The 24,642-nt window shown below is 60.3% G+C and carries 29 protein-coding genes; 6 read left to right on the top strand and 23 right to left on the bottom strand.

Annotated features, from left to right (window positions below; all coding sequences use genetic code 11):
• Positions 1-126: 126 nt before the first annotated feature.
• Genes dagF through ACJ8IN_RS18120 form a run of 8 tightly spaced genes read right to left on the bottom strand, consistent with a single transcriptional unit; the run spans position 127 to position 5,659 of the window.
• Positions 127-867, bottom strand: coding sequence for a 2-dehydro-3-deoxy-phosphogluconate aldolase (dagF, locus tag ACJ8IN_RS18155; RefSeq protein WP_004937022.1), 741 nt, complete (start codon positions 865-867; stop codon positions 127-129).
• Complete coding sequence (locus tag ACJ8IN_RS18150) at positions 864-1,982, bottom strand: DgaE family pyridoxal phosphate-dependent ammonia lyase (protein ID WP_033636145.1); 1,119 nt, start codon at positions 1,980-1,982, stop codon at positions 864-866. The genes dagF and ACJ8IN_RS18150 overlap by 4 nt, the downstream gene beginning before the upstream one ends.
• Positions 1,966-3,105: an amidohydrolase/deacetylase family metallohydrolase gene (locus tag ACJ8IN_RS18145; RefSeq protein WP_047570416.1), complete on the bottom strand. Its 1,140-nt coding sequence runs from the start codon at positions 3,103-3,105 to the stop codon at positions 1,966-1,968. Before ACJ8IN_RS18145 ends, ACJ8IN_RS18150 begins: the two co-directional genes overlap by 17 nt.
• Positions 3,106-3,165: 60 nt before the next feature.
• Entirely contained in the window at positions 3,166-3,816 is a 651-nt protein-coding gene (locus ACJ8IN_RS18140) for a DUF4310 family protein (RefSeq protein ID WP_033636148.1), read from the bottom strand.
• Between the two features lie 11 nt (positions 3,817-3,827).
• Positions 3,828-4,604 (bottom strand): DUF4311 domain-containing protein, encoded by a 777-nt coding sequence (locus tag ACJ8IN_RS18135; protein ID WP_004937006.1) that lies wholly within the window; start codon positions 4,602-4,604, stop codon positions 3,828-3,830.
• Between the two features lie 30 nt (positions 4,605-4,634).
• Entirely contained in the window at positions 4,635-4,931 is a 297-nt protein-coding gene (locus tag ACJ8IN_RS18130; RefSeq protein ID WP_033636150.1) for a DUF4312 family protein, read from the bottom strand.
• The gene (locus ACJ8IN_RS18125; RefSeq protein ID WP_033636151.1) at positions 4,931-5,296 is read right to left on the bottom strand and encodes a glycine-rich SFCGS family protein; all 366 of its coding nucleotides are present in this window, start codon (positions 5,294-5,296) and stop codon (positions 4,931-4,933) included. Before ACJ8IN_RS18125 ends, ACJ8IN_RS18130 begins: the two co-directional genes overlap by 1 nt.
• Positions 5,297-5,332: 36 nt before the next feature.
• The gene (locus tag ACJ8IN_RS18120) at positions 5,333-5,659 is read right to left on the bottom strand and encodes a glycine dehydrogenase (RefSeq protein WP_086557014.1); all 327 of its coding nucleotides are present in this window, start codon (positions 5,657-5,659) and stop codon (positions 5,333-5,335) included.
• A gap of 444 nt (positions 5,660-6,103) precedes the next feature.
• Here ACJ8IN_RS18120 and rnk point away from each other — a divergent pair, with 444 nt between their 5' ends.
• On the top strand, positions 6,104-6,514 hold the full coding sequence (rnk, locus tag ACJ8IN_RS18115; protein WP_004936993.1) for a nucleoside diphosphate kinase regulator: 411 nt from the start codon (positions 6,104-6,106) through the stop codon (positions 6,512-6,514).
• Positions 6,515-6,551: 37 nt separating this feature from the next.
• On the opposite strand, the gene ACJ8IN_RS18110 is transcribed toward rnk, so the two are convergent.
• Genes ACJ8IN_RS18110 through ACJ8IN_RS18100 form a run of 3 tightly spaced genes read right to left on the bottom strand, consistent with a single transcriptional unit; the run spans position 6,552 to position 9,665 of the window.
• Entirely contained in the window at positions 6,552-7,340 is a 789-nt protein-coding gene (locus ACJ8IN_RS18110; protein ID WP_049212952.1) for a sulfite exporter TauE/SafE family protein, read from the bottom strand.
• Positions 7,333-8,214 (bottom strand): formyltransferase family protein, encoded by an 882-nt coding sequence (locus ACJ8IN_RS18105; protein WP_060388258.1) that lies wholly within the window; start codon positions 8,212-8,214, stop codon positions 7,333-7,335. The genes ACJ8IN_RS18110 and ACJ8IN_RS18105 overlap by 8 nt, the downstream gene beginning before the upstream one ends.
• Positions 8,211-9,665 (bottom strand): FAD/NAD(P)-binding protein, encoded by a 1,455-nt coding sequence (locus tag ACJ8IN_RS18100; protein ID WP_049196172.1) that lies wholly within the window; start codon positions 9,663-9,665, stop codon positions 8,211-8,213. The genes ACJ8IN_RS18105 and ACJ8IN_RS18100 overlap by 4 nt, the downstream gene beginning before the upstream one ends.
• Before the next feature lie 283 nt (positions 9,666-9,948).
• On the opposite strand from ACJ8IN_RS18100, the gene ACJ8IN_RS18095 reads away from it, so the two are divergent.
• Positions 9,949-10,731, top strand: coding sequence for an AraC family transcriptional regulator (locus ACJ8IN_RS18095; protein ID WP_060425069.1), 783 nt, complete (start codon positions 9,949-9,951; stop codon positions 10,729-10,731).
• A 4-nt stretch (positions 10,732-10,735) separates the two neighbouring features.
• On the opposite strand, the gene cybC is transcribed toward ACJ8IN_RS18095, so the two are convergent.
• From cybC to ACJ8IN_RS18075, 4 genes are all read right to left on the bottom strand, one after another.
• Positions 10,736-11,122, bottom strand: coding sequence for a cytochrome b562 (gene cybC / locus ACJ8IN_RS18090; RefSeq protein WP_060425067.1), 387 nt, complete (start codon positions 11,120-11,122; stop codon positions 10,736-10,738).
• 138 nt (positions 11,123-11,260) lie between these two features.
• Complete coding sequence (gene pmbA / locus ACJ8IN_RS18085; protein WP_033648986.1) at positions 11,261-12,601, bottom strand: metalloprotease PmbA; 1,341 nt, start codon at positions 12,599-12,601, stop codon at positions 11,261-11,263.
• A 175-nt stretch (positions 12,602-12,776) separates the two neighbouring features.
• On the bottom strand, positions 12,777-13,115 hold the full coding sequence (locus tag ACJ8IN_RS18080) for a helix-turn-helix domain-containing protein (RefSeq protein WP_047570411.1): 339 nt from the start codon (positions 13,113-13,115) through the stop codon (positions 12,777-12,779).
• The gene (locus tag ACJ8IN_RS18075; protein WP_047570409.1) at positions 13,099-13,461 is read right to left on the bottom strand and encodes a type II toxin-antitoxin system RelE/ParE family toxin; all 363 of its coding nucleotides are present in this window, start codon (positions 13,459-13,461) and stop codon (positions 13,099-13,101) included. Before ACJ8IN_RS18075 ends, ACJ8IN_RS18080 begins: the two co-directional genes overlap by 17 nt.
• Positions 13,462-13,651: 190 nt before the next feature.
• On the opposite strand from ACJ8IN_RS18075, the gene yjgA reads away from it, so the two are divergent.
• Positions 13,652-14,200, top strand: coding sequence for a ribosome biogenesis factor YjgA (gene yjgA, locus ACJ8IN_RS18070; RefSeq protein ID WP_004936968.1), 549 nt, complete (start codon positions 13,652-13,654; stop codon positions 14,198-14,200).
• A 30-nt stretch (positions 14,201-14,230) separates the two neighbouring features.
• Here the strand turns inward: yjgA and ACJ8IN_RS18065 are convergent, their stop codons facing one another.
• The 5 genes from ACJ8IN_RS18065 to aaeX form a co-directional block, all read right to left on the bottom strand.
• Positions 14,231-14,530, bottom strand: a complete 300-nt coding sequence (locus ACJ8IN_RS18065) for a barstar family protein (RefSeq protein WP_004936963.1) — start codon at positions 14,528-14,530, stop codon at positions 14,231-14,233.
• Positions 14,531-14,535: 5 nt separating this feature from the next.
• Entirely contained in the window at positions 14,536-14,997 is a 462-nt protein-coding gene (locus ACJ8IN_RS18060) for a ribonuclease (RefSeq protein WP_308326064.1), read from the bottom strand.
• Between the two features lie 280 nt (positions 14,998-15,277).
• Positions 15,278-17,245: a p-hydroxybenzoic acid efflux pump subunit AaeB gene (aaeB, locus tag ACJ8IN_RS18055; protein ID WP_060429138.1), complete on the bottom strand. Its 1,968-nt coding sequence runs from the start codon at positions 17,243-17,245 to the stop codon at positions 15,278-15,280.
• Positions 17,245-18,180, bottom strand: a complete 936-nt coding sequence (gene aaeA, locus ACJ8IN_RS18050) for a p-hydroxybenzoic acid efflux pump subunit AaeA (protein WP_047570404.1) — start codon at positions 18,178-18,180, stop codon at positions 17,245-17,247. Before aaeA ends, aaeB begins: the two co-directional genes overlap by 1 nt.
• A 7-nt stretch (positions 18,181-18,187) precedes the next feature.
• Positions 18,188-18,391, bottom strand: a complete 204-nt coding sequence (gene aaeX / locus ACJ8IN_RS18045; protein WP_039569422.1) for a p-hydroxybenzoic acid efflux pump operon protein AaeX — start codon at positions 18,389-18,391, stop codon at positions 18,188-18,190.
• 314 nt (positions 18,392-18,705) lie between these two features.
• Here aaeX and aaeR point away from each other — a divergent pair, with 314 nt between their 5' ends.
• A complete protein-coding gene (aaeR, locus tag ACJ8IN_RS18040; protein ID WP_025304394.1) occupies positions 18,706-19,617 on the top strand; it encodes an HTH-type transcriptional activator AaeR in 912 nt (303 codons plus the stop codon).
• Here the strand turns inward: aaeR and ACJ8IN_RS18035 are convergent.
• Both ACJ8IN_RS18035 and ACJ8IN_RS18030 read right to left on the bottom strand, forming a co-directional pair.
• Positions 19,608-19,952 carry a hypothetical protein gene (locus ACJ8IN_RS18035; protein WP_033648980.1) on the bottom strand — a complete coding sequence of 115 codons (345 nt, stop codon included), beginning with the start codon at positions 19,950-19,952 and terminating at the stop codon, positions 19,608-19,610. The two genes, aaeR and ACJ8IN_RS18035, sit on opposite strands and share 10 nt — an antisense overlap.
• On the bottom strand, positions 19,949-20,224 hold the full coding sequence (locus ACJ8IN_RS18030) for a zinc ribbon domain-containing protein (RefSeq protein ID WP_033636165.1): 276 nt from the start codon (positions 20,222-20,224) through the stop codon (positions 19,949-19,951). Before ACJ8IN_RS18030 ends, ACJ8IN_RS18035 begins: the two co-directional genes overlap by 4 nt.
• A 207-nt stretch (positions 20,225-20,431) precedes the next feature.
• Between ACJ8IN_RS18030 and uriH the strand changes: the two genes are divergently transcribed.
• Positions 20,432-21,373 carry a uridine-preferring nucleoside hydrolase UriH gene (gene uriH / locus ACJ8IN_RS18025; protein WP_033636166.1) on the top strand — a complete coding sequence of 314 codons (942 nt, stop codon included), beginning with the start codon at positions 20,432-20,434 and terminating at the stop codon, positions 21,371-21,373.
• 692 nt (positions 21,374-22,065) lie between these two features.
• Entirely contained in the window at positions 22,066-23,748 is a 1,683-nt protein-coding gene (locus tag ACJ8IN_RS18020; RefSeq protein WP_338808164.1) for a PglL family O-oligosaccharyltransferase, read from the top strand.
• A 45-nt stretch (positions 23,749-23,793) separates the two neighbouring features.
• Here the strand turns inward: ACJ8IN_RS18020 and ACJ8IN_RS18015 are convergent, their stop codons facing one another.
• Positions 23,794-24,558 carry a CDP-diacylglycerol diphosphatase gene (locus ACJ8IN_RS18015; protein WP_041036851.1) on the bottom strand — a complete coding sequence of 255 codons (765 nt, stop codon included), beginning with the start codon at positions 24,556-24,558 and terminating at the stop codon, positions 23,794-23,796.
• Between the last annotated feature and the right edge of the window lie 84 nt (positions 24,559-24,642).

Raw genomic sequence — 24,642 nt, 5'->3', positions numbered from 1 at the left:
GTTGCTTCTGTGTTGGCTGCAAGCACTCCCCCCAGTCACTTACTTAAGTAAGCTCCTGGGGACTCATGCTCTTGCCGCCGGGAAGCAACTCCAATTATTTAGGGCATACCTCATCCCATTGCGCGTTCAGCCCACCAGCTTTTTGGTCATCGCCAGCAGGGTTTTCACGTCCTGCGGGCGCGTATCGCCGCTGGCGGCGTCGATGATCGAACTGTAGATATGCGGGATCACGCGTTTCACGCCGGCCGCCAGCGCGATCTCGACGATCGGCTCGTAGTTCTCCAGATCGATGCCGCCGGTCGGCTCCAGCATAAAGTCATGCTCGGCGCAGGCCTTGGCTACGTACTGATATTCGTCCTTGCACTTCAGGCCGCCCATCGGGAAATACTTGATGGAGCTGCCGCCCATGTCTTTCAGCAGGGCGATGGCGGTTTCCACCGGCACGATGCCGTCCGGCGCCGCGGCGCTCAATGGGCCGGTAGAGATCTTCACCCAACCGACGCGGCCGGTTGGCGACACCAGGCCGTTGACCACGCTGTCGTTCTGGCCCAGCAGCGCACGGCTGGCACCAACGCCGGTAAACACCTGGTTGACGTGCTGCGGCTGCACCTGCTGAGCGATCAGGCTGACCATCGCCGACTGCTTCGGATCGCCGGCGCCCAGGCCGACCGAGAGCGCGTTGTCGATCAGGCGCGCATAGCGCAGCATGTCGGTCACCGCGCTGTCGACGTCCGGGTAGTTCTTGGAGAGCACGCCCACCAGCACATGGCCTTCCGCCGCGGCGTAGATGTCCTGCGCATTGGCTTTGGAGCCGGCCAGCACGTTCAGGCAGACGCGGTCACGATAGTAGTTAGGCTGCAGCTTCATGCTTGTTTCTCCGTAAACAGGTTTTTGATACAGGTAAAGACGGTCATCAGCTGTTGCTCATCGACGCTGCGCACGTCGACCTCAATCTTGCCCTCGTTGGCCTTGTAGCCGCGGAAGTAGATGGCGATGTCGCCGGTTTTCAGCGCCTGGACGATGTCATAGGTCGACCGCCCCAGCACCGCTTCGTCGAAGGCGATCTCGGCGCGGGCGATATCGCGGCCGGCGCTGTCCCAGACGGTTCTGGCGCTGACGCCGGTCAGGGTGTTGAGGCTGTCGAGGAACGGCGTCATCCGCGCCACCATCTGTTGCCCGGTGGTTTTCTCAAGCGTCAGATAGCTTTCGATCGCCTGCGTCAGGCCGAGGATGCCCTCTTTGCCGACCTTCATCGCCCGGCCGATGCCGCCGGACTGCAGCTTCACCCACTCGACGTACTGTTTCTTGCCGATAACCAGGCCGCTGGTCGGCCCCTCGATGGCTTTGGCGCCGCTGTAGATCACCAGATCGGCTCCCATCTGGTAGTAACACATCAGATCTTCTTCCGCCGCGGCGTCGACGATCAGCGGCAGGTTATGCTTGCGCGCCACCACCGCCGCCTGTTCGACGGACAGAATGCTTTTCTGCACGCAGTGGTGCGATTTGACGTACAGGATCGCCGCCGTCTGCGGCGTGATGCAGGCTTCAATCTGCTCCGGCGAACATTCGTTGGCGTAGCCCGCTTCCACCACCTTGCCGCCGCCCAGCGCCACCATGGTGTCCACCGGCGCGCCGAAGTTGACATTGTGGCCGCGCGGCAACACGATCTCACGCGGCACGGCGATCGGCGCCGAGTGCAGGTTCACCAGCAGATTGGCGTTATCTTTGACGATCACCGCCGCCACCGACTGGGCGATGCCCGCCGAGGCGCAGGAAACGATCACCGCGTCCTCCACGTTGAGCAGATCGGCGATGTAGGCGCCGGTCTTGTTGACCAGATCCTTGATTTCGAAATAGTGATTCAGGCCGTAGTCAACGGCGTCGATCACATCCTGGCGCGGCGTGGAAACGCCGAGAATGGTCATGCGGCCGGAGGTGTTGATCACCTGCTTCAAACCGTATTTTTCATAAATCGAAGACATCGCTTGCCTCCCCTTGTTCGGTTAATAGGATTTCCCCGGCCACCACCGCGGCCAGCGGCACCAACAGCTGTTCGCCCTCGGCGGTTTGCCCTTCGGCGTCGGCGAACACCTGCGGTTCGCGGCGCAGTTCAAACAGCGTGAAATCGGCGTCATAGCCCGGCTCCAGCCGCCCTTTGCCGCTGAGCTGCAGCGCCGACGCGGCGTTCTCCGTCACGCAGGCGATCACCTGCGGCAGCGTCAGGCCGACGCTGAAAAATTTGGACATCACCGTCGCCAGGCTGTGCACCGGCCCATTTATGCGGTTGCGGCAGTAAATATCGGAGCTGATGGTGTGCGGCAAAATGCCCAGCTTGATCGCCTGGCGCGCCACCTCGAAGCTGAAGCTGGCGGTGCCGTGCCCCACGTCGAGCAACACGCCGCGCCGCAGCGCGCGCTGGATCGACTCGCGCAGCGTGCCCGCCGGCGTCAGAATGCGGTTCGGTTTGCCGTTGTAGCAGTGGGTGATGATGTCGCCACGGGTCAGCAGATCGGCGATCTCGTCCAGATTCGGCGGGTTGTTGCCGATATGCACCATCAGCGGCAGTTGGCGGTTTTCCCGCTGGATCTCTTTGGCCAACACCAGCGGCCGGGTGCCGTTCTTGCCCACCACGCTGCTGCTCATGCGCGCCTTGATGCCGATGATGAAGCCGGGATGGTTGGCGATGGCCTGGCCGGCCTCGCGCTTGTCGATGTCCGTCAACTCCGCCAGCTCGTTCTGCCGCAGCAGGCCGATGCGCGAGATGTTGAGGAAGGCGAACACGTTGGTTTTGGCGCTGCGCGCCAGCTGATAAAAGGCGTCGATATCGTCGGCGCCGGTGCTGCCGGCATCGACCACGCTGGTGACGCCGCTGGCGACGCCGACCCGATCCGGCTCGTCATGGTAAATCGGCGAGTCGGGATAGCAGTGCACGTGCGCATCGATCCAACCGGCGCTCAGGCGGCAGTTGCCCGCCAGATCCAGTTGGCGAACGGCGCTGACGTCCGCCGCCAGCCGCCCGACCGAGGCGATTTTGCCGTCTTTCACCGCCAGATCGATCAGCGTGTCGTCCGCCAGTCTGGCGCCTCTGATTACTAAGTCATACATACCGCATTGCTCCTGTTAGCCCGGGCGCCGCCGCATCGGGCGGCGCCTGGCGCAGGCCTCTCAAGAAATGGCTACCGGGAAGATCGCCCCCAGGATCATCGCGCCGAGGATCGCTCCGCCGGTGATCGGTTTACCCCAGATATAGAACAGCAGCGCGCCGAGCAGCGAACCGATGCCGATCGGGATCGAGGCGGTCATCGCCGACAGGATGATCAACGGCCCGAGGAAACGGCCCGACGAGTTGCCCGCGCCCATCATCACGTCCGCCCCGTAGGTGGAGTTGCTCTGATTGATGGTGAATTTGCGCGCCAGAATGATCACGTAACCGATCGCCAGGCCGATGACCAGGCCGGTCACCAGCGAAGCGGCGAAGTTGGCGACCGGGAACACGATGCCGGCCCCCAGCAGCAGCGCCGGCACGCCCAGCCCGACGCCGGTCTGGATCGCACCGCCGATGTCCAGGATGCCCACCAGCGAGCCTTCGATGATGCGCGCGAACAGGAAGCTGGCGCCGAACGCCGCCACCGCGCCGTATACGCCGGTATCCATCCCCGCCCGCAGCATGGAAACGAACGCCACTTCGTTAAAGGCGCCGATGCCGTACAGGTAATACATGTGCGTCCCGGCGAACACGCCGGAGGACAGCAGGCCAACAAAAATCGGGAATGACCAGTCGGCGTACCAGAAGCCTTTTTGGGTTTGCTCTTCCATCATCCCGCTCCTTATTTACCGCTCAGGGTGTTGTGAATGGCGTCCAGCCAGCCCGGCACGCCGAGGCTGAAGGACTCGAGAACTTTCATGTCGAAGCCGCGGAAGAAGCCGCTCAGCACGAACAGCAGCACGATCACCGCCATCATGATCTTGGTGATCTTGTTCCAGCCGCTCTCTTCCACGCCTTTGCCGATCAGAATGCCCAGCACCAGGCCCGGCACGGCGTTGCCCATGATCAGCTGCGCCAGGCCGCCGAAGATGGTGCCCCAGAAGCCGGAACGGCGCCCGGCGTCGATCGCCGCCAGCCAGAAGATCACCGGCATCACGGTGTTCACCAGCAGGTTGGCCGCCGGCACCAGCACCTTGATCGCGGTGACCTGCAGCGCGGCCGGCACGGCGGAAGCGGTGGTATTGAGGAACGCCACCACCAGCATGCCGATGATGCCGCAGGCGATGGCCATTTTTTTCGGATCGTGCAGCGTTTGCGCCAGATTGCGGTTCTTGACCATCAGGGCCGCCGCGCCCCAGTGCGGGATGATGCGGTGGTCGACGTCCTGCGTGAAGGAACCCGCCGCCACGGAAGACGCCCAGGCGTTGAAGAAGAAGCCCAGACCGAATGAGAAGTGGGAAGCCGGATCGCCCTCGCAGGAATTCAGCTCGCCCAGGGTGCGAAACGCCCCCATGCCCTGTGTTGTCGGCGCGTGGAACATGCGTGCGGCGCCGGCCCCTACGCCGACCCCCACCAACCCACCGATAATAATCGATTTAAATAAGATGATTAAAAACATCAGTATACCCTTTCATTTATGCTAACGTTTTTATTTCGTGACGAAGACAACCTTCTCGGTATTGATAATGGTTACGTTCACGGTTATTTCCAGAGAAACGGCATAGCTCTTTCTTTCACGCGGCAAAAAGAAGAAAAGAAATTTCTCTTTAGTTATTTTCTCTTCCGCTCTCACGACGCTGACGTCCTGCGGCTCGATACGCAGCAGAATATTGTTGGTGGACTTTAATACCGCACCCTGCACATTAGCCAAGGCGGAAGCAAAAGCTTTCGCTTTGCTGTCGCCTTTACCCTCCACCTTTACCGATGTGGTATATTGCTCTTTCATTATGGATTGCCATGTTTTTTGATGTAGGCTTCCACCAATTTCTGGCCCAACTCTTCTTTATCCATAAAGCCGAAGCCCAGCACGTTGCAGCCTTCGTTAATTGCCGTCACGCCCTCTTCCACCGAACGCATGCCGTATTTGGCTTTGTAGCCGTGTTTGGTTTGCGCGGTAATCGCGCCGGCGCCACCGCTGCCGCAAAAAGAGATGCCCAGCTGCGCGTTTTCCGCTTTCATGACGTCACCCAGCTTCATATCCGCCGCCACGCCGGGGATAACCACCGCTTTTCCGCCTGCGTTTTCAACGCCCTGGCCGACTTTTTGCCCTTTGCCCAAACGATCGCCGATCACTACGGTAATTTGACCCATGGTATATTCTCCTGATTGAAATCGATGCGTTAACCGCTATGCGTTATTATCTTTCGCCACTTCGAAGTGCACTGACAATAAATAGGCTTCTTCGATAGGCAATGTGCCAAACTGATTCACCACGCGCTCCGCCATTTGCATGGATTCGGCGGAGATTTCGTCGAACAACGATTTATCCACCTCCGGCAACGGCTCGCCGGTTATTGAACGCTGCACCATGGCGCGAATATGCGATTCCAGCATCTGTTGCTGCACCGCATTGGTATAAATATTTTCAGCATTCAGCATCGCGGCAATATCCGCCAACACCCGAGCGGTGATCTCACCGGCTGCGCTGACATCGGACTGTTCAATTTCTTTTATCGGAGCAGATCCATCATTCACTTTTCAGTACCCCTAGATCCCACATTAATCAGTAAGCCGTAAAGCGCATCACCTGAATAACCCGCTTTCTGTGATGTCTTTACCCTACCCCCGGTAGGATTTTCTGTGTAGACCGGTTTTTTCCAGTTCGAAGTGGAAATCGCATGACGCGCGGGGATCCATTTCGCAAAACGGCGCTGCGGTGAAAAAGTTAATGAGATAACAAATAGATAACCGGGCTAACCGTTTCTTTCGCCACAATTGACGATAAAAGCCTTCGTGATCGGGATCTCTTTCTTTTCTCGTCCCAACCGCCTACTATCAATGGGACAAATCGACATTACCCACACCCCCGCTCCTCTGGCGCGGGGGTGTTGCTTTGTGTTGTTTTTCCGAATTTATGGGTGCACAGACTGGCACCCTTTGATTTGACTGGAGAGTGGAATGACCAAACCCATCATTACTATTAATGAGCTGGATGCGGAACGCCTGGATGCGCTATTGGAACAACCGGCCTTTGCCAACACCGACGTCGCCGCCGCGCTGAACGACGAGTTGGATCGCGCGGAAATCCTGCCGCCGGAGAAAATGCCGGCCAACGTGGTGACCATGAACAGCCGCGTGCGTTTTCGCGATCTGCACACCGATGAAGAGCACGTGCGCACGCTGGTTTACCCGGCATCGCTGAAAGACAGCCACGATCAGCTGTCGGTGATGGCGCCGCTGGGCGCAGCGCTGCTCGGCATGCACGTCGGCAAGCAGATTTCCTGGCAATTGCCGAACGGTGAAGAAGCGCGGATTGAAGTGCTGGAATTGCTGTACCAGCCGGAAGCGGCGGGCGAATACCACCGTTAAGCGGTTCTCAGGGCGGCATCCGGCCGCCCTTTCTGTTTCAGACGCAGATAGCGATCAGCACGGCGATCAGCAGCAGCACGTAGATTTTGGCATGCAGCGCATCGCTCACCTTAGGCAAACAGCGCCTGGCAAATACGATCCCCGCAATTCCCGCGGCCACCAGCAACCCCAGAATGTTCAGATTGACGTAGCCCAGATACTGCGGCCCGCTCATCTCGCGCCACCCCAACACGATATACATCAGCGCGCCGATCACCGCCACCGGGATCGACAGCGGGTTGGCGGCGCTGACGCAATACTTCATGTCGTAGCCATGGCGGCGCAGCAGCGGCACCGTCATCACGCTGCCGCCCACCCCCAGCAGGGTGGCGATGCCGCCGATCAGCGGCCCGCCGCCCCACAGCGTGGCGGGGGAAAGTTCGGCGCGCGCCGGTTTGATCAAAAAACCCCGGCGGAACAGACAGTCGGCGATGGTCACCGCCATATAGGCCACGAACAGCCCGCGGATCACGCCGTCCGCCAGCAGCGAAGAGGCGAACGCGCCCAGCGCCGCACCGATGCCGATGAAAAAGATCAGCGGCACGATGGTTTCGCGCAGCAGGTTGCCGCTGCGCCAGTTGGTCAGCGTGGCGTAACTCGCGTTGAGGATCATCACCGCCGTCGAGGTCGCCACCGCGATATGCATCGCCTGGCCGGGCTGCTCGCCCGACGCGGAGATCAGGTGATAGACGAAAGGCACCACCACAAAGCCGCCGCCGAAGCCGAACAGAATGGTGGTGATGCCGGTCAGAAAACCGGCACCCAGTACAATCAAGGTTTCAATCATGGCCGTGCGCCCGCACGAAGTCGTCGAACCCGGCGCAGAACTGCCCCGCCAGCGGGTGAAAACGATCGCCGACGAACAGCCCCAGATACTGCTCGCGCACGGCGTCATGGTCCACCAGCTCAATGCCCGCCTGTTCCGCCTGCGCCAGCGTCTGCGCGTCCGGGAAGCCCCAATAGCGCGAATCGCCCTGCTTTTCCGCCGCGATCGCTTCGCTGTGCTCCGCCAACATCAGCCGGCGCGCCAGGAAAGAGCCACTCTGCACGCCCAACAGCATCATGTTTTCCAGGAACGACAGATCGTGACGCAGCTCGGCGGGCAGGCGGGCGATAACCGGGCCGGCGTCCCAGTGCTCATCCATTTCATGCAGCGTTACCGCACAGTCCCTGTCACCGTTCATCAACGCGCGGAACAGCGTCATCACCCCGCGATAACGCGGCAAGTCCCCCGGATGCAGGTTCCACAGCAGCTTGCCGCGTCGGCTGAAGGCGCGCACATAGTCGGCGGAGAATTTCTGATAACAGCGCAGGGAGATCACCCCATCCATATGCCCCAGGCTGCTGATAAACGCGGCGTCATTGATGTCGAGAACGCGATGCGCTTTGACCCCGGCGGCGGCCAGGAACAGGGCCGGCGGCTGATAGGCCCCCTCGCAGGCGGCAGCGTTGCGGCCAACGAACGGGAACACGAAATCGTTCAGCACTTCGCGCTCATACAGCCCCAGGCGGCGAACCGCCGGCTCCTGCGTGCGCCCGGCGCTTTTCGCCAGGGGGAAATACACCGTAAAGGCACACTCGCCCTTCAGGGTGGCGATCAGATCCTGACACACCAGCCAGGAGAAAATGTCGTTGCCGACAAAGAGCGCTACGTTTTTCATGCTTCAGCCTTCTTTGCGTTGAAAATAGGGTTGTTGAACACGATCTTGCTGATATCCCGCGTGATGGACTCCATCGCCGAGGTGTAAAAAAGATCGCCCTTGGCAGGCGCGCCGAGCGAGTAGAGATGCTGCTCGCGGCCGCGTCGGTCGGCGATTTTCAGCGTGTGCGGGTTGCACTTCACGCCGCCGAACAGGTTCTCTTGCACCAGCCCGTCTTGCAGCAGTTGCTGGCTCAGACGGTTGGGCGGCAGTTGATAGGACGGCGTGGTGCAGTTGAATAGATACTGCGCATGTACCCGCGCCTCATGGCAACGAAGGATAAACCCGTCCGTTCCCTTGCTGATATCCGCCAGGCCGCCACAGGCGCGCAGGCGTTGGCTCTCCAGCGCCGCTACGATCTTGTTGGCGTTCTTGATCGGCATGGCGTGCCGATTGCGCATCCAGGAGGAGTTGTAAAAGCGCATGAAGACCTGCCGGTTGTTGGCATCCATCTTGACCCAGGCGGCGCACACCGCCGGGTGGATCGCCGCCAGATAGCTGCAGATATGCTCCCGGGCAAAACGCGCGCGATCGAGGCTTTCCGCCAGATCGCGGTAACAATCGCGCCTTTCCCCCAGCGCCGAGAGCACCGTCAACCGCTCCGGCCCCGGATAGTGGCGCGCCAGCGCGGCGTTGATCGCATGCACCAGCTGATGCGCGTCAATGAAATCGCGGCCGGCGACAAAGCGCCGCACCCCCTCCACAAACGCCTCCGGCGGCGGACGCATCAGCGCCGGCTGCACGCTGGGGAACAGGCCCGAGCGCGACAGGGCGCAGATGTCGGTCGCCCCCAGGCGCTCCATCAGCTCAACGATGGCGTCAATCGCCGTCAGGCTGCAGCCGATCACGCCGATGCTCGAATAAGGGTTGATCGGCGGCAGATCCTGGTGGGCCTGATAAGCGATCACCCCATCCACCGGATAGAGACATTCCGGCGGGTTGTGCCCCGAACATAGCACCAGCGCGTTCATCTGTTCGGCACCGCCACAGGTGGTGGTCAGCCGGTAGCCGGCCTCCAGCGGCGCGATGGTATTCACTTCGGCGGTCATGAAATTCAGCGCTACGTTGCTGTCCGCCGCCATATAAATCGTCATGTCGCGAATAAAATCGAGATATTCCCGATACAGCCAGCGCGGCGGATAACGATCCTGGCAAAATTGCGGGAAATGCATGGCGATCCAATCGACGAAGTGCGCATCGTCGAAAATATCCGCCGACATATTTTCCGGCGTCATATTTAATATATGGCTGTCAAAATCGCTGCTGTATGCCATACCGCCCTTGAAGCCCTGCTTGTCGAACACCGTCAGGGAAAGCGGCCTTTTGCAATGATTAACCGACTTATTTTTTATAAAGTTATACGCAAAAGCGATCCCGGCGGCTCCGCCGCCAACCACACCGAACTTATACATGAAATATCACCTTATAGTCATTGAACTGCGCTAAGAACTATTGCTTCAGGTGTTGGAATAAAAAGACGCTTTATTCCTTATTAACTTCTTGTATTGCGAGAACGAAAATCTTCGTCCCACCCCGGTGTGAAAACTTGCACGGGCTATATGACCGATAAAATAGCGGCGCCCCGAACAAGCGTTATTTTTCTGCTCCGATAGTAGGGCGACGGCCGTTGGCTTGCTTTATATGAAGGGCCAACTATCATTGCGTTTCGGCCAATCTGCCCGCCAAAGGGAACACATGCGCAACGTCCGCATTGATGACATCGACCACGTAACGCGCGCGGTGATCGCCATCGGCACCGATTATCCGCCGGGGCACCTGCTGCCGATGCACAGCCACCGGCGCGCGCAGTTGTTGTACGGCGCCACCGGCGTCATGCACGTTTTCACGCAGCAAGGCAATTGGGTCGTCCCGCCGCAGCACGCGGTGTGGCTGCCGCCGCAGATGCCGCACGCGGTGAGGATGGTCGGCGTCACCACCCGCAGCCTGTACCTCGAACCCGGCGCGTTGCCCGCCGAACAGCCGCAAGTGTGCCAGGTGGTCAGCGTCACTCCGCTGATGCGCCAGCTGTTGATGGCGGCGGTGGATATGCCGCTGGAGTATGAACAAGAAGGGCGCGACGGAGCGCTGGCGACGCTGTTGCTGCATGAGCTGGCTCGGCTGCAGCCCTTGCCCCTGCACATTCCGCTGCCCGCCGATCCCCGGCTGGGCGAGCTGTGCCGCGCCTTTTTGCAGCACCCCGATGCCCACGACTCCGCGCAGCGGTGGGCCCCTCGTCTGTACATGAGCATTCGCACCTTCAGCCGCTTCTTTCGCGCGCAGACCGGCCTACCGTTTTCGCAATGGCGCCAGCGCGCCTGCGTGGTGCTGGCGTTGGCGCTGCTGGCCGAAGGGCGCAGCGTAACGCAGGTGGCGATGGAGATGGGATATGACAGCAGCGCGGCGTTTTCAACCATGTTTCGCCGCGTGCTGGGGCAGGCGCCCTCCTCCTATCAGACGGAAGACGGGCGCGACGGTTGACGGGTTAGCGGAATTTCTTGTGGTTGGCGTCGCGGGTTTGCTTGAAGCCCTGCGCCAGCTGCTTCGCTTCGGCGACTTTGCCCTGGTTAGCCAGCGCCAGCGCCTGATCGATCTGGCCGATCAGGGTATCCAGCCCGTGACGAAAATCTTTCATCTCCGGGCTGTCGGCGGCTTTGTCTTCCAGCTTCGGCGGGGTGCCCTGTTTGGCGTCCTGCGCAGCGGCGTGCATGTTTTGCAGGCTCTGTTTGAGGGTGGCGGCGGAATCGGTATTCAGCACCGTTTTGTAGTTTTCCGCCAGGGTGTCCATATCGTCGCCCAGATCGGCGGCGACCGCCAGCGAGCTGGCCGCCAGCAGCGTCAACGCCGCCAGCGCTTTCAGGGTATTCTGCATGTTTGCTCACCTTCCAGTTATTGTTTTAATTAACCCACCGTTACCATAGGCAAGGCCGGGAAAAACCGAAACCGGAGATTTGTAAGCAAGGTTGAGACTGGATAACGCGCGACCGGCGGGCGCCGGCCGCGCCGCGGATCACTGACCGGCGATCTTCATTTCCGGCAGCAGCACCGAACCGCACTGGATATTGCTGCGGGTTTCGATATCGCTGCCGACGCTGACGATGTTGCGCAGCATGTCTTTCAGGTTTCCGGCGATGGTGATCTCGCTGACCGGATATTGGATCTCGCCGTTTTCCACCCAGAAACCGGCGGCGCCGCGCGAGTAATCGCCGGTGACGCCGCTGACGCCCTGGCCCATCAGCTCGGTGACCACCAGGCCGGTGCCAAGCTGTTTCAGCATGCCGGCGAAGTCGGCGCCCTGCCCGGCAATGCGCCAGTTATGGATGCCGCCGGCATGGCCGGTGCTGTGCAGGCCCAGCTTGCGCGCCGAGTAGCTGGTCATCAGCCAGGTTTGCAGCACGCCGTCCTTGACGATATCGCGCCGCTGGGTGCGCACGCCCTCGCTGTCGAACGGCGTCGACGCCAGCCCTTTCAGCAGGTGCGGATGCTCTTCGACGGTCAACCACGCCGGCAGGATCTGCTTGCCGAGCGAGTCCAGCAGGAAGGTCGATTTGCGGTAAACGCTGCTGCCGCTGATGGCGCCCACCAGATGACCGAACAGCCCGGTGGCCACCTCGGAGGCGAACAGCACCGGCGCCTTCATGGTCGACAGTTTGCGCGGCGCGAGACGCGCCAGCGTGCGGCGGGCGCACTCCTGCCCCACCCACTCGGGGCTTTGCAGATCGCCCATCGCACGGCCGATGGTGTAAGCGTAATCCCGCTCCATATCGCCGTCCTGCTCAGCAATGACGCAGCTGGACAGCGAGTGGCGGCTGGAACAGTAGCTTTGCAGCATGCCGTGGCTGTTGCCGAACACCTTGATGCCGTAGTGGCTGTTGAAGCTGCCGCCTTCGGTGTTGGTGATGCGCTTATCCGCCGCCAGCGAAGCCTGCTCGGCGCGCGCCGCCAGCTCGATGCCGCGCTCGGCGTCCAGCTCGATCGGGTGGAACAGATCGAGATCCGGCGCCTCGAACGCCAGCAGATCTTTCTCCGCCGGGCCGGCGCAAGGATCCTCAGAGGTGTAGCGCGCGATATCCAGCGCCGCCTGTACGGTGCGGGCGATGGCGTCCGGGCTGAGATCGGTGGAAGAGGCGCTGCCTTTGCGCTGGCGGTGATACACGGTGATGCCCAGCGCGCCATCGCTGTTGAACTCGACGTTTTCCACCTCGCCGAAGCGGGTGCTGACGCTGATGCCGGTCGATTTGGTGACCGCGACTTCCGCCGCGTCGGAACCGGCGCGGGCCAGCTCCAGCGCCTGAGAGACGGCCTGTTCCAGCGCCTTGCGCTGTTCTGCAACTTGAGTGACTACTTTCATCAATCTGCCATAATTAATCAGAAAATCGTTGAGAAAAGTGCCGGAGCGGCGTAGTTGTGCACGCGGAGCGGCGCGCAAAAATCCTGAGATCTCTGCCGTTGAGTCTAACAGGAACCGCGTTGAATTTCGCATAAAGCCGAACGGCAAAGCCGGGATAACATGCAAAAGCCGTGCATCACTCGACGATCAGTTTTACCGACTTGCCAATATTCGCCATCATGTTGACCAACGCATCCAGCGTGAACTTCTCGGTTTTCTGATTCACCACGTCGGACACGCGCGGCCGGGAAGTGTGCAGATAACGCGCCGCCTCCTCCTGGCGATAACCTTCTTCCTCAATCCACGCGCTGATCTCACCCATCAGCTGTTTTTTCAGTGCGATAAGCTGCGCAATTTCCGCATTGGACTGCGCTTGCAATTGCCGAGCCTCGTCGGCGGAAAATCCCAGATCCGCAAACACATTGCCGCCTGCGGGCGTAACGTGGCGCGAATCGATATCAATCGGCTTGGTCATGACCTTTACTCCGCTCATTAATGACCGCGTCATAACGCGCTTTGATTATCTGAATATCGTGGCGGCTGGTTTTCTCCGCCTTCTTCTGAAAGCTGTGCAAGACATAGATCGCTTCGCTGAACTTTGCCACATAGACCATCCTGAATGCCCCACCGATGGCATATAAACGGATTTCGATAACGCCGCTTCCGCAGTTGGCCATCGGCTTCCAATTACCGGGTTCCAGACCTCTTTGCACTTTACTCAGTTCAAATCCTGCCGCTTTTCGCGCATCGATTGGGAAGGCCAGCAAATCCTCTAGCGATGAGCCACGCCAATCAATGGCTTTCTCGATGCCATCATCCATGAATATCACCTCCTTTTGTATAAAATTTTATACAGACAGGGTGATAAAAACAACCGTGCAAATTCCCAAGACGGGCAGCCAGGCGCGATAATCCCCCAACGTGGCAGCTATACTCAGTTTGCTCAAGGCACGCAATTGGCGGGTTGCCGGACAACCTGTTAGGATTAGCCTCTTTTTAACGGAGCCTACCATGAACAAACAGCCTGAAGACTGGCTCGACGATGTCCCGGAGAATGAAAACGAGGACGATGACGAGATTATCTGGGTCAGTAAAAGTGAGATTAAACGTGATGCCGAAGCGCTGAAAGACCTGGGGGCCGAAATGGTCGATCTGGGCAAAAACGCGCTGGATCGCATCCCGTTGGACGAAGATTTGCGCGCCGCCATCGAGCTGGCGCAGAAGATCAAGAAAGAGGGTCGTCGCCGTCAGCTGCAGCTGATCGGTAAGATGCTGCGCGCCCGCGATATCGAGCCGATCCAGACCGCACTCGACAAGCTGAAAAACCGCCACAACCAGCAGGTTTCGCTGTTCCACAAGCTGGAAGCGCTGCGCGACCGTCTGGTGGAAGAAGGCGATGACGTGATTCCGTCGATCCTGGATCTGTATCCGGCCGCCGATCGCCAACAGCTGCGTTCACTGGTGCGCAACGCGCAGAAAGAGAAGGCCGCCAACAAGCCGCCTAAGGCTTACCGCCAGATCTTCCAATACCTGCGCGAGCTGGCCGAAGCGGCCGACTAAGCGCCGCCGCCATCCCGGGATGAACCCGTTTCATCCCCGGTGATGGGCCGGTTCGCCGCTGCTTTCGCGGATATTGAAACGCAGGCTGCCTTCCAGCTCTTCTTCCGCCTCTTCAAACAGCAGAATGATCGCGCCGAAACGACGCTTGCTGCGGGCATTCAGGTGAGTGAACTCGATTTCCACCGGCAGGCCGATATCGCCGGTCACCACGTCCCACAGCGCGTCGAGGTTGGCGCCAAACCCCTCGTCCAGCGCAAACTTGTGCGCGAAATCGCGGTAGAAGGTCGGCACATCCTGGATCTGTTCGAAATCAAACTCTACTTTTGCCATCAAACTCACTCCACACGAATGAAGTTTTTGTAATGGTCGCGCGTGACGAAGATCAGACCGTCGCTCGAATACAGCAGGCGATCGGCGCCGCGCCGGCCACACTGATAATTGATGTCCGCTTCGCGCCAGACCCGGCCGCCGGCGCTCGGCAGTTGCCCTTCACGGTTAGAGAACCGATCGCCGCCGATCGCCTTGCCCGGCAATACCGCACAGAGGTTGCCTGAACGCGGATCCCAGCCCTGCTCGCGCGCCTGCTTCTTGGTGACGTAATAGCCCGGCAGCCGCTGATGCTGCTGCAGGTAACTCACCACCGTTTGCTGCTGCGTGAGCCGATCGATGCTCTGCTGCTGCCCCGCCGGCGCCACCGCTGCGTTGCCGTCGAACGCACGGTGCTCGTTGCCGCGCAGCGCGCTGAAGACGGCGATGACCACGGCGATGACAATCGCCAACAGAATCCGCTTGTTCATGACATTCCCTGAAATTATGCCGCCGAAGGCGCCACAGCGCCCCCAGGCTAGTTAGCTATATAGTCGACCTGGATGAAACTAAGATGACCGGCACGTCACATTTTCGCGGCGGTAAGAGTTTCATCCATTCATGACAATGATGCCACTTTCCAGCCGCTCTGGCACTCGGAGTCGCTCTGAAAACGGGCCGCCCCACATGAGACGGCCCGCCGTGCCAGGCGCTGCTTTCAGTATAGTCGGGGAAGGCGCCACACAACGCGGCGCAACAGGCGGGAACGCATCAATCGATCAAGGCGTGGCGATAGCGATGCAGCATGTCGGCCAGGCGCTTCACCGGCCCGGTGACGCTGAGCGGCGCCTGATTGTCTACCAATTTTTGCTGGTACTCGTTCATTTCACCCAGCAAGCGATCGTAGTAATAGGCGCGCTTGACGTCGTTTTTGGCCGAGACCACCCGATCGGCGGTGCTGCGGATCTGGCGGTGGAAAGCCGACAGCTCTTCGCTGACCGGAATCTCCGCCCGCTGCATGCGCTGGTGGGCGATGATCAGGTTCAGCGCCAGACGATATTTGGCGATGTCGTTCGGGAACATCATCAGCAGTTGGTTAAGCTGCTGATACAGCGCAGGCAGGTGGTTCTGCCGACGGCGCGCCGCCTTGGTGGTCAGCGCCGACACCGCGCTGCTGACGAACTGGTTGAGCAACGTGCGGCCGGTGCGTTCGCGCGAATTGTCGCGGATCAACAGCAGCACCATCAGCCCGACGCAGCTGCCGAGGAACTGGCCGAGCGCTCCGTCGAGAAACTGGGTGACGTTGAATTCCATCGGGTTGCTCAACACCAGAATGTTGATGGTCCCCGCCAGCAGCCCCAGCGAACCGAGCCGCCGCTTCTGCACCTCGATGCCGATGAAGAACGCCAGCAGGCCGAGGCTGAGACACAGCAGCAAAATGCTCTGCTGCGTCGCCGGCAGGATCACCATGAAGAACAGGGAGCCGACCGGGATCGCCGCCAGCATGCCCAGCACGAAATCCATCGCCACCATGCGCGGCGCCGGGGTGCGCATCGCCAGCGAGGTGATTACCGCAATGATCACCATAAAGCCGCTGCCGGACGTCCAGCCGGTCCACAGCCACAGCAGGCAGCCGAAGGCCGTGGCCACAAAGGTGCGCAGGCCGTTGATCATCGCATGATGCCCTTCCGCCGAGGTCGGCTTGACCACGGTTTCATTGCTCAACACGTCCTCTTCCACCGCGCTGATGCTGCCGTTGGTGTGTACGCCCTTCGACAGCAGCAGGTAGCGCGTTGCCGCGCCGACCCAGCCGGTGAGGGTCGGCAGCGTTTCTTCGGAGCGATGCGTGGTCAGCACCTGGCGCAACAGCTTCATGCGCCTGTGGATCTCCTGCGGGGTTTCCGCCGGCACCATCAGTTGCTCCCGCAGGCTCGCTTGCAGCGCATCCGGATGATTCACCAGGATCAGGTAGGTTTCGCAAGCCTGGGTAATCAGCGTCAGCGACAGGGTATGCAGCGCCTTCACCCGGCGATTGACCTTCTGCCAGCGCGAAGACTCCATCATCAGGTTGTTGCGCATGCCGTCCAGCGCCGTGGTGCTCTTCACCAGATTGCTCCAGGCGCGGTCGATGTCTTCTTTGTCGGCGTTGCTGATGCACATCTGCATCAGGCGATATTGATCCACCAGCAGCTGATCCACCGCCCGATCGATGTCCTGCTTGATCGAACGCGGCGAGAACAGCAGATCCGCCAATACGGCGCTGACGATGCCCAGCACGATCTCGCTGCAACGCTCGATGGCGAACTGCGGCGCTTCCAGCAGATGGGCCTCGCTGGTGGCGACCGTCACGATGATGATCAGCGCGGTATAGCCGGCCAGGCCCCAGGCGTAGGAGTTCTCGACCTTGATCAGTGAAGAGAGCCAGGTGCAGAAACCGGCCCAGATGCAGCACAGCAGCAGCATCACCACCGGCGCGCGGGCGGTGGTGATGATAATGATCAGGCCGACAAAGCAGCCGATAAAGGTGCCGATGATGCGCAGCCAGCCGCGGTGGCGGATGGCGCCGGAGAAGGGTTCACCGCCGGCGGCAAAGGCCGGGCCGGCGGCGACGATGGCGGCGGTCATCGCCGACCAACGCGGGGTTTCCAGGTTGAGATGGAAGCCGACGAACAGCGCAAACACAATCGCGAAGCTGAGTTTGAAGGCAAACCTCAGCCGGATAAAGGTTGGGCTGTTCATTAGCCGAACTCACGCAGCCGGTGCATCAGGCGCACAAAGGGCGAGCCGCTGTCGGCATTGCGATCGTTCTTGCCGACGATCACCACGGTGGCGGTGGTGCCGGCCGGGTACGGATGCTGTTGGTCCTTGGCGTCCAGCAGGATCTTCACCGGCACGCGCTGCGCCAGGCGCACCCACTCCAGGTTGCTGTCGATCGAGGCCAATCCTTTGTTGTTCACCGTGCTGCTGCTGTTGTTCACCGCCGCCGCCACGCTGTCGACGGTGCCGTGCATGATGCGGTTGCTGCCGAGCGGGGTGATCTCCGCGCGATCGCCCTTATTCAGGCCGTTCAGCTTGGTTTCTTCCAGATAGGCCAGGATGTAGAAGGAGTCTTTCTTCACCAGCGCCACCGCCACCGAACCGCGGGTGATGTATTCGCCGGCGTGTACGTTGAGGTTGGTGATCCAGCCATCGGCCGGAGCGCGCACCGTGGTGCGTTCCAGATCCAGCTGCGCCAGCTCACGCGTCGCCACGGCCTTCGCCAGTTGGTGTTGCACGGTCTGCAGCGAGTTGTTCGACTGGTCGATTTCTTCCTGCGACATCGCCTGCACGCCCAGCTTCACGCGGCGGCCGGCCTCGCGCCGCTTTTCCGCCGCCAGCGTCCGATAGTAAGCGACGTCGGCACTGGCTTCCGCCAGCGCCTGCTCATAGCGCGGCCGATCGACCACGAACAGCACCTGCCCTTTCTTCACCAATTGGTTATCCACCACCGGCACATCGGTCAGCAGGCCGCTGACGTCCGGCGCGATCGCCACCACGTCGGCGGTAAACTTGGCGTCACGCGTCCACGGCGACTCGGTGTAAAACACCCAGGCCTTGAATACCGCGACGATGCCCAGCAGCACAAGAATCAAAGTGATCGCGATTCGGGTTATTTTTATCGAAAAATTTTTCACAGCGACCTCAAACAAAAAGACATGAAATCAGATAAAACAAGCAGCAATACAGCGCGGTGTTAAACAGCGCCGGATGCCAGACAAAATCGTAAATCCCCGTCGGCTGCAGCAGGCGGCGCATGAGGAAAAACAGCGCCAGCGACACCAGCAGCTCGAAAAACACCGGCGGAAACGACAGTCCGAAGATGACCATAACCGGAAGCAAACTCATCACTTTTTCCTTATTGTTCACTGCGCCGGGGAAAGACAGGTCTCGCCATTCACATTCTCTTTACATTTTAGCGTGCGCGCGCCACAAATCTTGACCAGGCAGCTTGTCCAGGTCACGAACCCGAAAAAAGGTTAAACTTTGGGGCAGACATCCACGACAGGGATTGCGAGGGTGCCGGAGGAGCGGCAGGATTGCGTTGCCGATCGCTCTCGCACGTTGGTAAGGTCTATTCACCCGACCACGTTATATTAGCCTGCTTACTATCAAGGCATCAACAATCTGTGATCTAAATCACTTTTAAGCCAGAGTGAATAATGGAAAGATTAAAACGGATGTCGGTATTCGCCAAAGTGGTTGAGTTCGGGTCGTTTACCGCGGCCGCGCGCCAACTCGGCATGAGCGTTTCATCGATCAGCCAAACCGTCTCGAAACTGGAAAATGAGCTGCAGGTCAAGCTGTTGAACCGCAGCACGCGCAGCATCGGCCTGACCGAGGCCGGCAAAATCTACTATCAGGGCTGCCGACGCATGCTGCAGGAAGTCAGCGAAGTGCATGAGCAGCTGTACGCGTTTAACAATACCCCCGCCGGCACGCTGCGCATCGGCAGCTCATCCACCATGGCGCAAAACGTGCTGGCGAACATGACCGCCGAGATGATGAAAGAGTACCCTGGCCTGACGGTCAACCTGGTGACCGGCATTCCGGCGCCGGATCTGATCACCGACGGGCTGGATCTGGTGATCCGCACCGGCGCGCTGCAGGACTCCAGCCTGTTCTCCCGCCGCCTGGGGCAGATGCCGATGGTGGTGTGCGCCGCCAAAAGCTACCTCAGCCAGCACGGCACGCCGCAGAAGCCGAGCGACATGGTCAACTTTTCCTGGCTGGAGTACAGCGTGCGGCCCGACAGCGAATTTGAACTGATGTCGCCGGAGGGCATCACCACGCGCATTTCCCCGCAGGGGCGCTTCGTCACCAACGACTCCTCCACCATGATCCGTTGGCTGAAAAACGGCGCCGGCATCGCCTACGCCCCGCTGATGTGGGTGATCGAAGAGATCAAGCGCGGCGAGATCGAGATCCTGTTCAAAAGCTACCATTCGGATCCGCGGCCGATCTACGCGCTCTATACCGAGAAGGACAAACTGCCGCTGAAGGTACAGGTGTGCATCAACTACCTAACCGACTATTTCGAACGCGTGGCGGCGGTCTATCAGGGCTATCGCTGAGCGGCGCTCAAATAGCGGTGCGCCAGCGCGCCCAGCAGCATCAGCGCCAGCATGCCGAGGCCCCATAGCAGCCAGACGGCGTAGCCCGCCCAGTTCAGCAGCAGAGGAAAATAGCTCGCCAGCCCGCTGCCCAGCTGTTTCAGCCACGGCAGCCAGGCGTCCAGCACCGCCTGCGGCACCAGGCTCAGCGCGCCGTTCACTGGCAGCGATGCGCCGCCGGCCGCTTCCGCCAACGCCGGGAGCCAGGCCAGCACGCCGGCTACGCCCCAGGCCAGCAGCGTCCATAGCGCCATGGCGCCCAGCAGCAGCGCTAGCGTCCAACCGCCCCGGTTCACGGCACACCGCCGCCGCACTGAGGGCAAAAGCGGCTGCCCGACGGCAGCGGCGCGGCGCACTGGCCGCAGGTGGCGCTCAGCGCGGCAAACGGCTGACCGCAGCGGTGGCAATAACGCGCGCCCGATTTATTCACCGCCTGGCATTCCGGACACTGCGGCCCCGGCTCGCCATGCTGGTTATAGCGGTTGCCATGATGCCCGCCGCCGTGGCCCGCGCGCTGATGACCGCGGTTAATACCGCCTTGCCCCAACAACCTTTTCAGTAAGCTCATCCCGCCTCTCCTCTGTGCATTGACGCTGACCCTCACTGTAAACCCTGGAGTAACCTCCAGGGTAAAGCCCGGCGAGCAGGCTTTACGTTTCATTACATCGTAAAAGTGGCAAGGCTTTGATGCCGCTAACAAAAGCACCATCGGCATTATCCCACGCCGCCACGCTGCGTTATGCTGCGGGAACCTCTCCCTGCATCAGGAATAACCATGAAAAAAATCATACTGGACTGTGACCCGGGGCATGACGACGCCATCGCCCTGCTGCTGGCCTGGGGCAATCCGCAGATCGACCTGCTGGCGGTCACCACCGTGGTGGGTAATCAGACGCTGGACAAAGTGACGCGCAACGCGCTGGCGGTGGCGCGCATCGCCAATATCACCGGCGTGCCCTTCGCCGCCGGCTGCCCGCGCCCGCTGGTGCGCAATATCGAAGTGGCGCCCGATATCCACGGCGATTCCGGCCTCGATGGCCCGGTGCTACCGGAACCCCACCTGCAGCTGGACTCGCGCCACGCGGTGGATCTGATCATCGATACGGTGATGGCCCACCCGCCCGGCAGCGTAACGCTGGTGCCGACCGGCGGCCTGACCAATATCGCCATGGCGGTGCGCAAAGAGCCGCGCATTGCCGAGCGGGTCAAGGAAGTGGTGCTGATGGGCGGCGGCTACCATGTGGGCAACTGGAGCGCGGTGGCGGAGTTCAATATCAAAATCGATCCCGAGGCGGCGCACATCGTGTTTAACGAAAAATGGCCGCTGACCATGGTCGGGCTGGATCTTACCCACCAGGCTTTGGCCACGCCGGCAGTCTGCGCGCGTATCGCCGCCCTCGGCACCCGGCCGGCCGCCTTCGTCGGCGAACTGCTGGCATTCTTTGGCCGTATGTACCAACAGGCGCAGGGCTTCAGCGCCCCGCCGGTACACGATCCTTGCGCCGTCGCCTACGTGATCGATCCGAGCGTGATGACGGTGCGCAAAGCGCCGGTGGATATCGAACTCACCGGCACCCTAACGTTGGGCATGACGGTCGCGGATTTCCGCGCGCCGCCGCCGCCGGACTGCCACACTCAGGTGGCGGTCAAACTGGATCAGGATAAATTCTGGGATCTGGTGGTGGATGCGCTGGAACGGATTGGCGAAGTGGAGTGAGGTCTGTGAAGCGTGGATTAACGCGCTTTTACAGGCGCGTTAATCCGTCTTGCGGCACGGCAACAGGGATAGGGGGATCATCACCCCTTTATTTCCACAGTAACAGAACAATCTTAATAAAATGGAGTTAAATAAAATTTAAAAACAACCAATAAAAAACAAGAAGAATCTTAATGAAAGTAAATACAGGTGCAATAAAGAAAATATAAAATAAAAATAAAAAACAGCGATAAATAAAACCACGATCGCCGTGCCGTCATTGGCAACAACGATTTAACAAGAAAATGCTTATCTCATTGGCTACATCGCCTGTCGGCCCAAGCGTTCGTTGTCGCACACACGGCGTTTTACTACGTACAAAAAAATCTCAATATTTTGATTTAAATACAAAAATAAAATAAAAGATTAAAAATTGACTGGAGCAAGGTGAATTTGAGAAAATGACAACCCTGTTTTTTCAAACAAATAAAACACCCTTTGCAGGCAACTGAAATACGGCTTACCCCTTTTTATATAAACCGTCCCCGCGCTCACAGGGGAAAAACTTATTTATCGCTTCAACAGGAAGTCTTTTCAATTTCCATAAAAAATTTTAGGTATTGAAGCTTCAGCGAATTTAAACACCAGGATAAGGATAGGGAATCCTAATAATATGCATTCAATGATCGATATCGAAACATGGCAGGTTCACCATGACCGATAAAACCGCCATTAACGCACCGGCTATCGCCGTGCTGCCCCTGCTGCTGATCTGGATGGCGGCGATCCTGCCGTTCTATCACCCCAACATGGGCGGCGGCGGCCTGGCGCTGCCGCAAAACATTCTGGCCTGGAGCGCCATGGCGCTGACCACGCTGATCGTGACCTTCACCGTTTGCCTTGGCCGTACCCGTCTTTCGCTTACCCCCACGGCACGCCTGTTGCTGCTCGGCATCGCCGTATTGGCGCTGCCGCTGCTGTATACCCGCGCCGAGTGGCGCGAAGACGCCCTGTGGCGCTGCGCCGGTTTGCTCGGTGGCTGGCTGTTCTATGTCGCTTGCCTGCAGCTGCGCCTCACCACCCGGCAACGCGATCTGTTGCTGTACGGCCTGCTGTTCGCCGTAAGCGTTCAGGCATTGCTGGCGGCGCTGCAGCTGTTCGCCCCCGCGCTGGCCTGGGTGGCCCCCAATGGCCGCCGGGTCTACGGCGTCTTTCAGCAACCGAACGTGCTGGGCAGCTTTATCGCCACCGGGCTGGCTTTGGCGCTCTGGCTACTGCTTGCCCCCCTCTCCACGCCGACGCGGCGGCGGCAGCTCCCGCTGCTCGCCCTGCTGGCCGCTTTCTCCGCCCTGCTGGTGCTGATCCAGTCGCGCGCCGCCTGGCTGGGCGGCGCCCTGGCGGCGGCGCTGCTGCTGTGGCGTTTTGCCCGTCAGCGCCCAGGCGCAAGCCGCTGGGCCGGCGGCGCGCTGCTGTTGGGCGTGGCGGCCGGTCTCACGGTGCTGTTCACCGGTCTTGGCCTGGATAGCCGCGCCGGTCTGATCGGGCGGGAGCTTTCCAACAGCGCGCGCCTGACCATGCTGCATGACGTCGGCGCCATGATCCTGGCCAAACCGCTGCTGGGCTGGGGCTACGGCGGCTTTGAATACAGCTTCGCGCACTTCCGTCTGCAGGAAATGCCCTGGCGAGAAGTGCTGGAAGTCGCCGGGCATCCGCACAATGAAATCCTGCTGTGGTGGGTTGAGGGCGGCCTGCCGGCGCTGGCGGGGATCGTTATCGTCCTCGTCGCCGGCGCGCTGCTGCTGAAACGCGCCTGGCAACGGGATCGCGAACAGCCGGGCGGTGCACGCGTCGGGCTGTTTCTGGTGCTGTTGCCGATGCTGGTGCACACCCAGCTGGAATACCCTTTCTATCTGTCTGCGCCGCATTGGCTGGCGTTTCTGCTGCTGCTGGCGCTGCTGGACGGCCAAACCGGCGAGCCCCGCCCACTGCCGTTCGCCAAAGCCCTGAGCCTGCCGGTGGCGATGGCGGCAATCGGCATGTTGGTGATGGCGATCTTCGCCTGGCAAGGGCGCATGGCGCTCACCCAATCGGAACGCACCATGCTGGCCTCCATCGACAGCATCGAGCAGATGCCGCCGCCGGCCGCCTGGATCTACCGGGAGCGCAAAACCTTCGACGAGCAATCTCACGCGCTGCTGGTCTATAACCAAACGCGCGATGATGCCCTGCTGACCGGCTATCGGCAGTGGGCCAATGCCTATCTGCAGCGCCGTATCGACGCCAACGTCTATGCCACGCTGATCATGATTTTGCGTTATCAGGGCGCTCAGGCGGAAGCAGACACCCGCCAGCGGGAAGCCGCTTTCCTGTTTGCGCGGGATGCGCGGTTTAGGTAGGAAGAATAAGGTGAGAGCGCGTCGCTCTCACCTGCCGTCTTAAGATTAACGCGGCAAAATAGCGCACGTTTTATCCAGCAGCGATTCTACCGAGGCGCGGTTGCCGACGTCCCAGCCGCGCTTCGAGGCCAGCAAGATAAAACCCCGTTGGCCGGCAAACGTGGTCGGGACGACGGCCACGCCATACTCCGCCAGCTGCGGCGGCGACAGATGAAAATAATCCGCAAGATCCTTAATCGGGTAGATGCCCATCGCGGTCGGCTGCATCACGCGGCGGGCATAGTAGGTGTGGCGCAACAGCTTATCCGGCAAGGGGCGCCATTGTTCCTGTATGTAGGGGCGTTCCGCCTGCAGCTGGCGCCGCACATCCTCGCGCAGACAGGTCAGGTGAATGTGCAATTGGTTCTGGCTGCGGCCGTAAGCGGAGTTGATCGCCATGCCCAGCCTGTCGTCCGGCACCGGCCCGCCATACTCGGCGGCCAGCCGGTAACGCATCAGCCATGCATAGCCAAAATAGTCCGTTCGTTCTCCGGCCAGCAGCAGCGGGCTTTCAATGCCGGAAAGCGGTGCCGTCGGCACCAGAATGAAATGATAGGGATAACGCGGGTTTTGCAGCACGCTAAAGCCCTGCGCTTTACCCTGCGGCATATAGATCTGCTCACACGGGGCCGGATCGCGCTTTTGCTGATAGTTGGCCATGCAGAGCTTATCGACCACGCCCCACAGCGCATCGGAACGGGCGCAGCCCGTCAGGGACAGAACGCCCAGCAACAACAGCCAACGCCGGGCGGAGAAAGCCCAACGCGCCATCCTCGTATTGTTCCGTTTTTTCGCCACGTCAATTTCATTCCATCACTGGGCGCAGGCACGCCTGCAAGGGCCGCAACATGGGGA

Origin of the sequence: Serratia sp. CY31944, assembly GCF_052169175.1 — a bacterium.
Classification (GTDB): Bacteria; Pseudomonadota; Gammaproteobacteria; order Enterobacterales; family Enterobacteriaceae; genus Serratia; species Serratia sarumanii.
This window is presented reverse-complemented; position numbering and strand designations above follow the sequence as displayed.

Coding starts and splice junctions, on each gene's coding strand:
- ACJ8IN_RS18105 (WP_060388258.1), bottom strand. CDS start 8,214: ATGAAAAACGTAGCGCTCTTTGTCGGCAACGACATTTTCTCCTGGCTG.
- ACJ8IN_RS18110 (WP_049212952.1), bottom strand. CDS start 7,340: ATGATTGAAACCTTGATTGTACTGGGTGCCGGTTTTCTGACCGGCATC.
- ACJ8IN_RS18135 (WP_004937006.1), bottom strand. CDS start 4,604: ATGTTTTTAATCATCTTATTTAAATCGATTATTATCGGTGGGTTGGTG.
- ACJ8IN_RS18140 (WP_033636148.1), bottom strand. CDS start 3,816: ATGGAAGAGCAAACCCAAAAAGGCTTCTGGTACGCCGACTGGTCATTC.
- ACJ8IN_RS18015 (WP_041036851.1), bottom strand. CDS start 24,558: ATGGCGCGTTGGGCTTTCTCCGCCCGGCGTTGGCTGTTGTTGCTGGGC.
- dagF (WP_004937022.1), bottom strand. CDS start 867: ATGAAGCTGCAGCCTAACTACTATCGTGACCGCGTCTGCCTGAACGTG.
- aaeB (WP_060429138.1), bottom strand. CDS start 17,245: ATGAACAGCCCAACCTTTATCCGGCTGAGGTTTGCCTTCAAACTCAGC.
- aaeX (WP_039569422.1), bottom strand. CDS start 18,391: ATGAGTTTGCTTCCGGTTATGGTCATCTTCGGACTGTCGTTTCCGCCG.
- ACJ8IN_RS18060 (WP_308326064.1), bottom strand. CDS start 14,997: ATGAACAAGCGGATTCTGTTGGCGATTGTCATCGCCGTGGTCATCGCC.
- ACJ8IN_RS18075 (WP_047570409.1), bottom strand. CDS start 13,461: ATGGATGATGGCATCGAGAAAGCCATTGATTGGCGTGGCTCATCGCTA.
- aaeR (WP_025304394.1), top strand. CDS start 18,706: ATGGAAAGATTAAAACGGATGTCGGTATTCGCCAAAGTGGTTGAGTTC.
- ACJ8IN_RS18095 (WP_060425069.1), top strand. CDS start 9,949: ATGCGCAACGTCCGCATTGATGACATCGACCACGTAACGCGCGCGGTG.
- ACJ8IN_RS18145 (WP_047570416.1), bottom strand. CDS start 3,105: ATGTATGACTTAGTAATCAGAGGCGCCAGACTGGCGGACGACACGCTG.
- ACJ8IN_RS18150 (WP_033636145.1), bottom strand. CDS start 1,982: ATGTCTTCGATTTATGAAAAATACGGTTTGAAGCAGGTGATCAACACC.
- uriH (WP_033636166.1), top strand. CDS start 20,432: ATGAAAAAAATCATACTGGACTGTGACCCGGGGCATGACGACGCCATC.
- ACJ8IN_RS18130 (WP_033636150.1), bottom strand. CDS start 4,931: ATGAAAGAGCAATATACCACATCGGTAAAGGTGGAGGGTAAAGGCGAC.
- rnk (WP_004936993.1), top strand. CDS start 6,104: ATGACCAAACCCATCATTACTATTAATGAGCTGGATGCGGAACGCCTG.
- ACJ8IN_RS18020 (WP_338808164.1), top strand. CDS start 22,066: ATGACCGATAAAACCGCCATTAACGCACCGGCTATCGCCGTGCTGCCC.
- pmbA (WP_033648986.1), bottom strand. CDS start 12,601: ATGAAAGTAGTCACTCAAGTTGCAGAACAGCGCAAGGCGCTGGAACAG.
- ACJ8IN_RS18030 (WP_033636165.1), bottom strand. CDS start 20,224: ATGAGCTTACTGAAAAGGTTGTTGGGGCAAGGCGGTATTAACCGCGGT.
- yjgA (WP_004936968.1), top strand. CDS start 13,652: ATGAACAAACAGCCTGAAGACTGGCTCGACGATGTCCCGGAGAATGAA.
- ACJ8IN_RS18080 (WP_047570411.1), bottom strand. CDS start 13,115: ATGACCAAGCCGATTGATATCGATTCGCGCCACGTTACGCCCGCAGGC.
- ACJ8IN_RS18125 (WP_033636151.1), bottom strand. CDS start 5,296: ATGGGTCAAATTACCGTAGTGATCGGCGATCGTTTGGGCAAAGGGCAA.
- ACJ8IN_RS18100 (WP_049196172.1), bottom strand. CDS start 9,665: ATGTATAAGTTCGGTGTGGTTGGCGGCGGAGCCGCCGGGATCGCTTTT.
- cybC (WP_060425067.1), bottom strand. CDS start 11,122: ATGCAGAATACCCTGAAAGCGCTGGCGGCGTTGACGCTGCTGGCGGCC.
- ACJ8IN_RS18065 (WP_004936963.1), bottom strand. CDS start 14,530: ATGGCAAAAGTAGAGTTTGATTTCGAACAGATCCAGGATGTGCCGACC.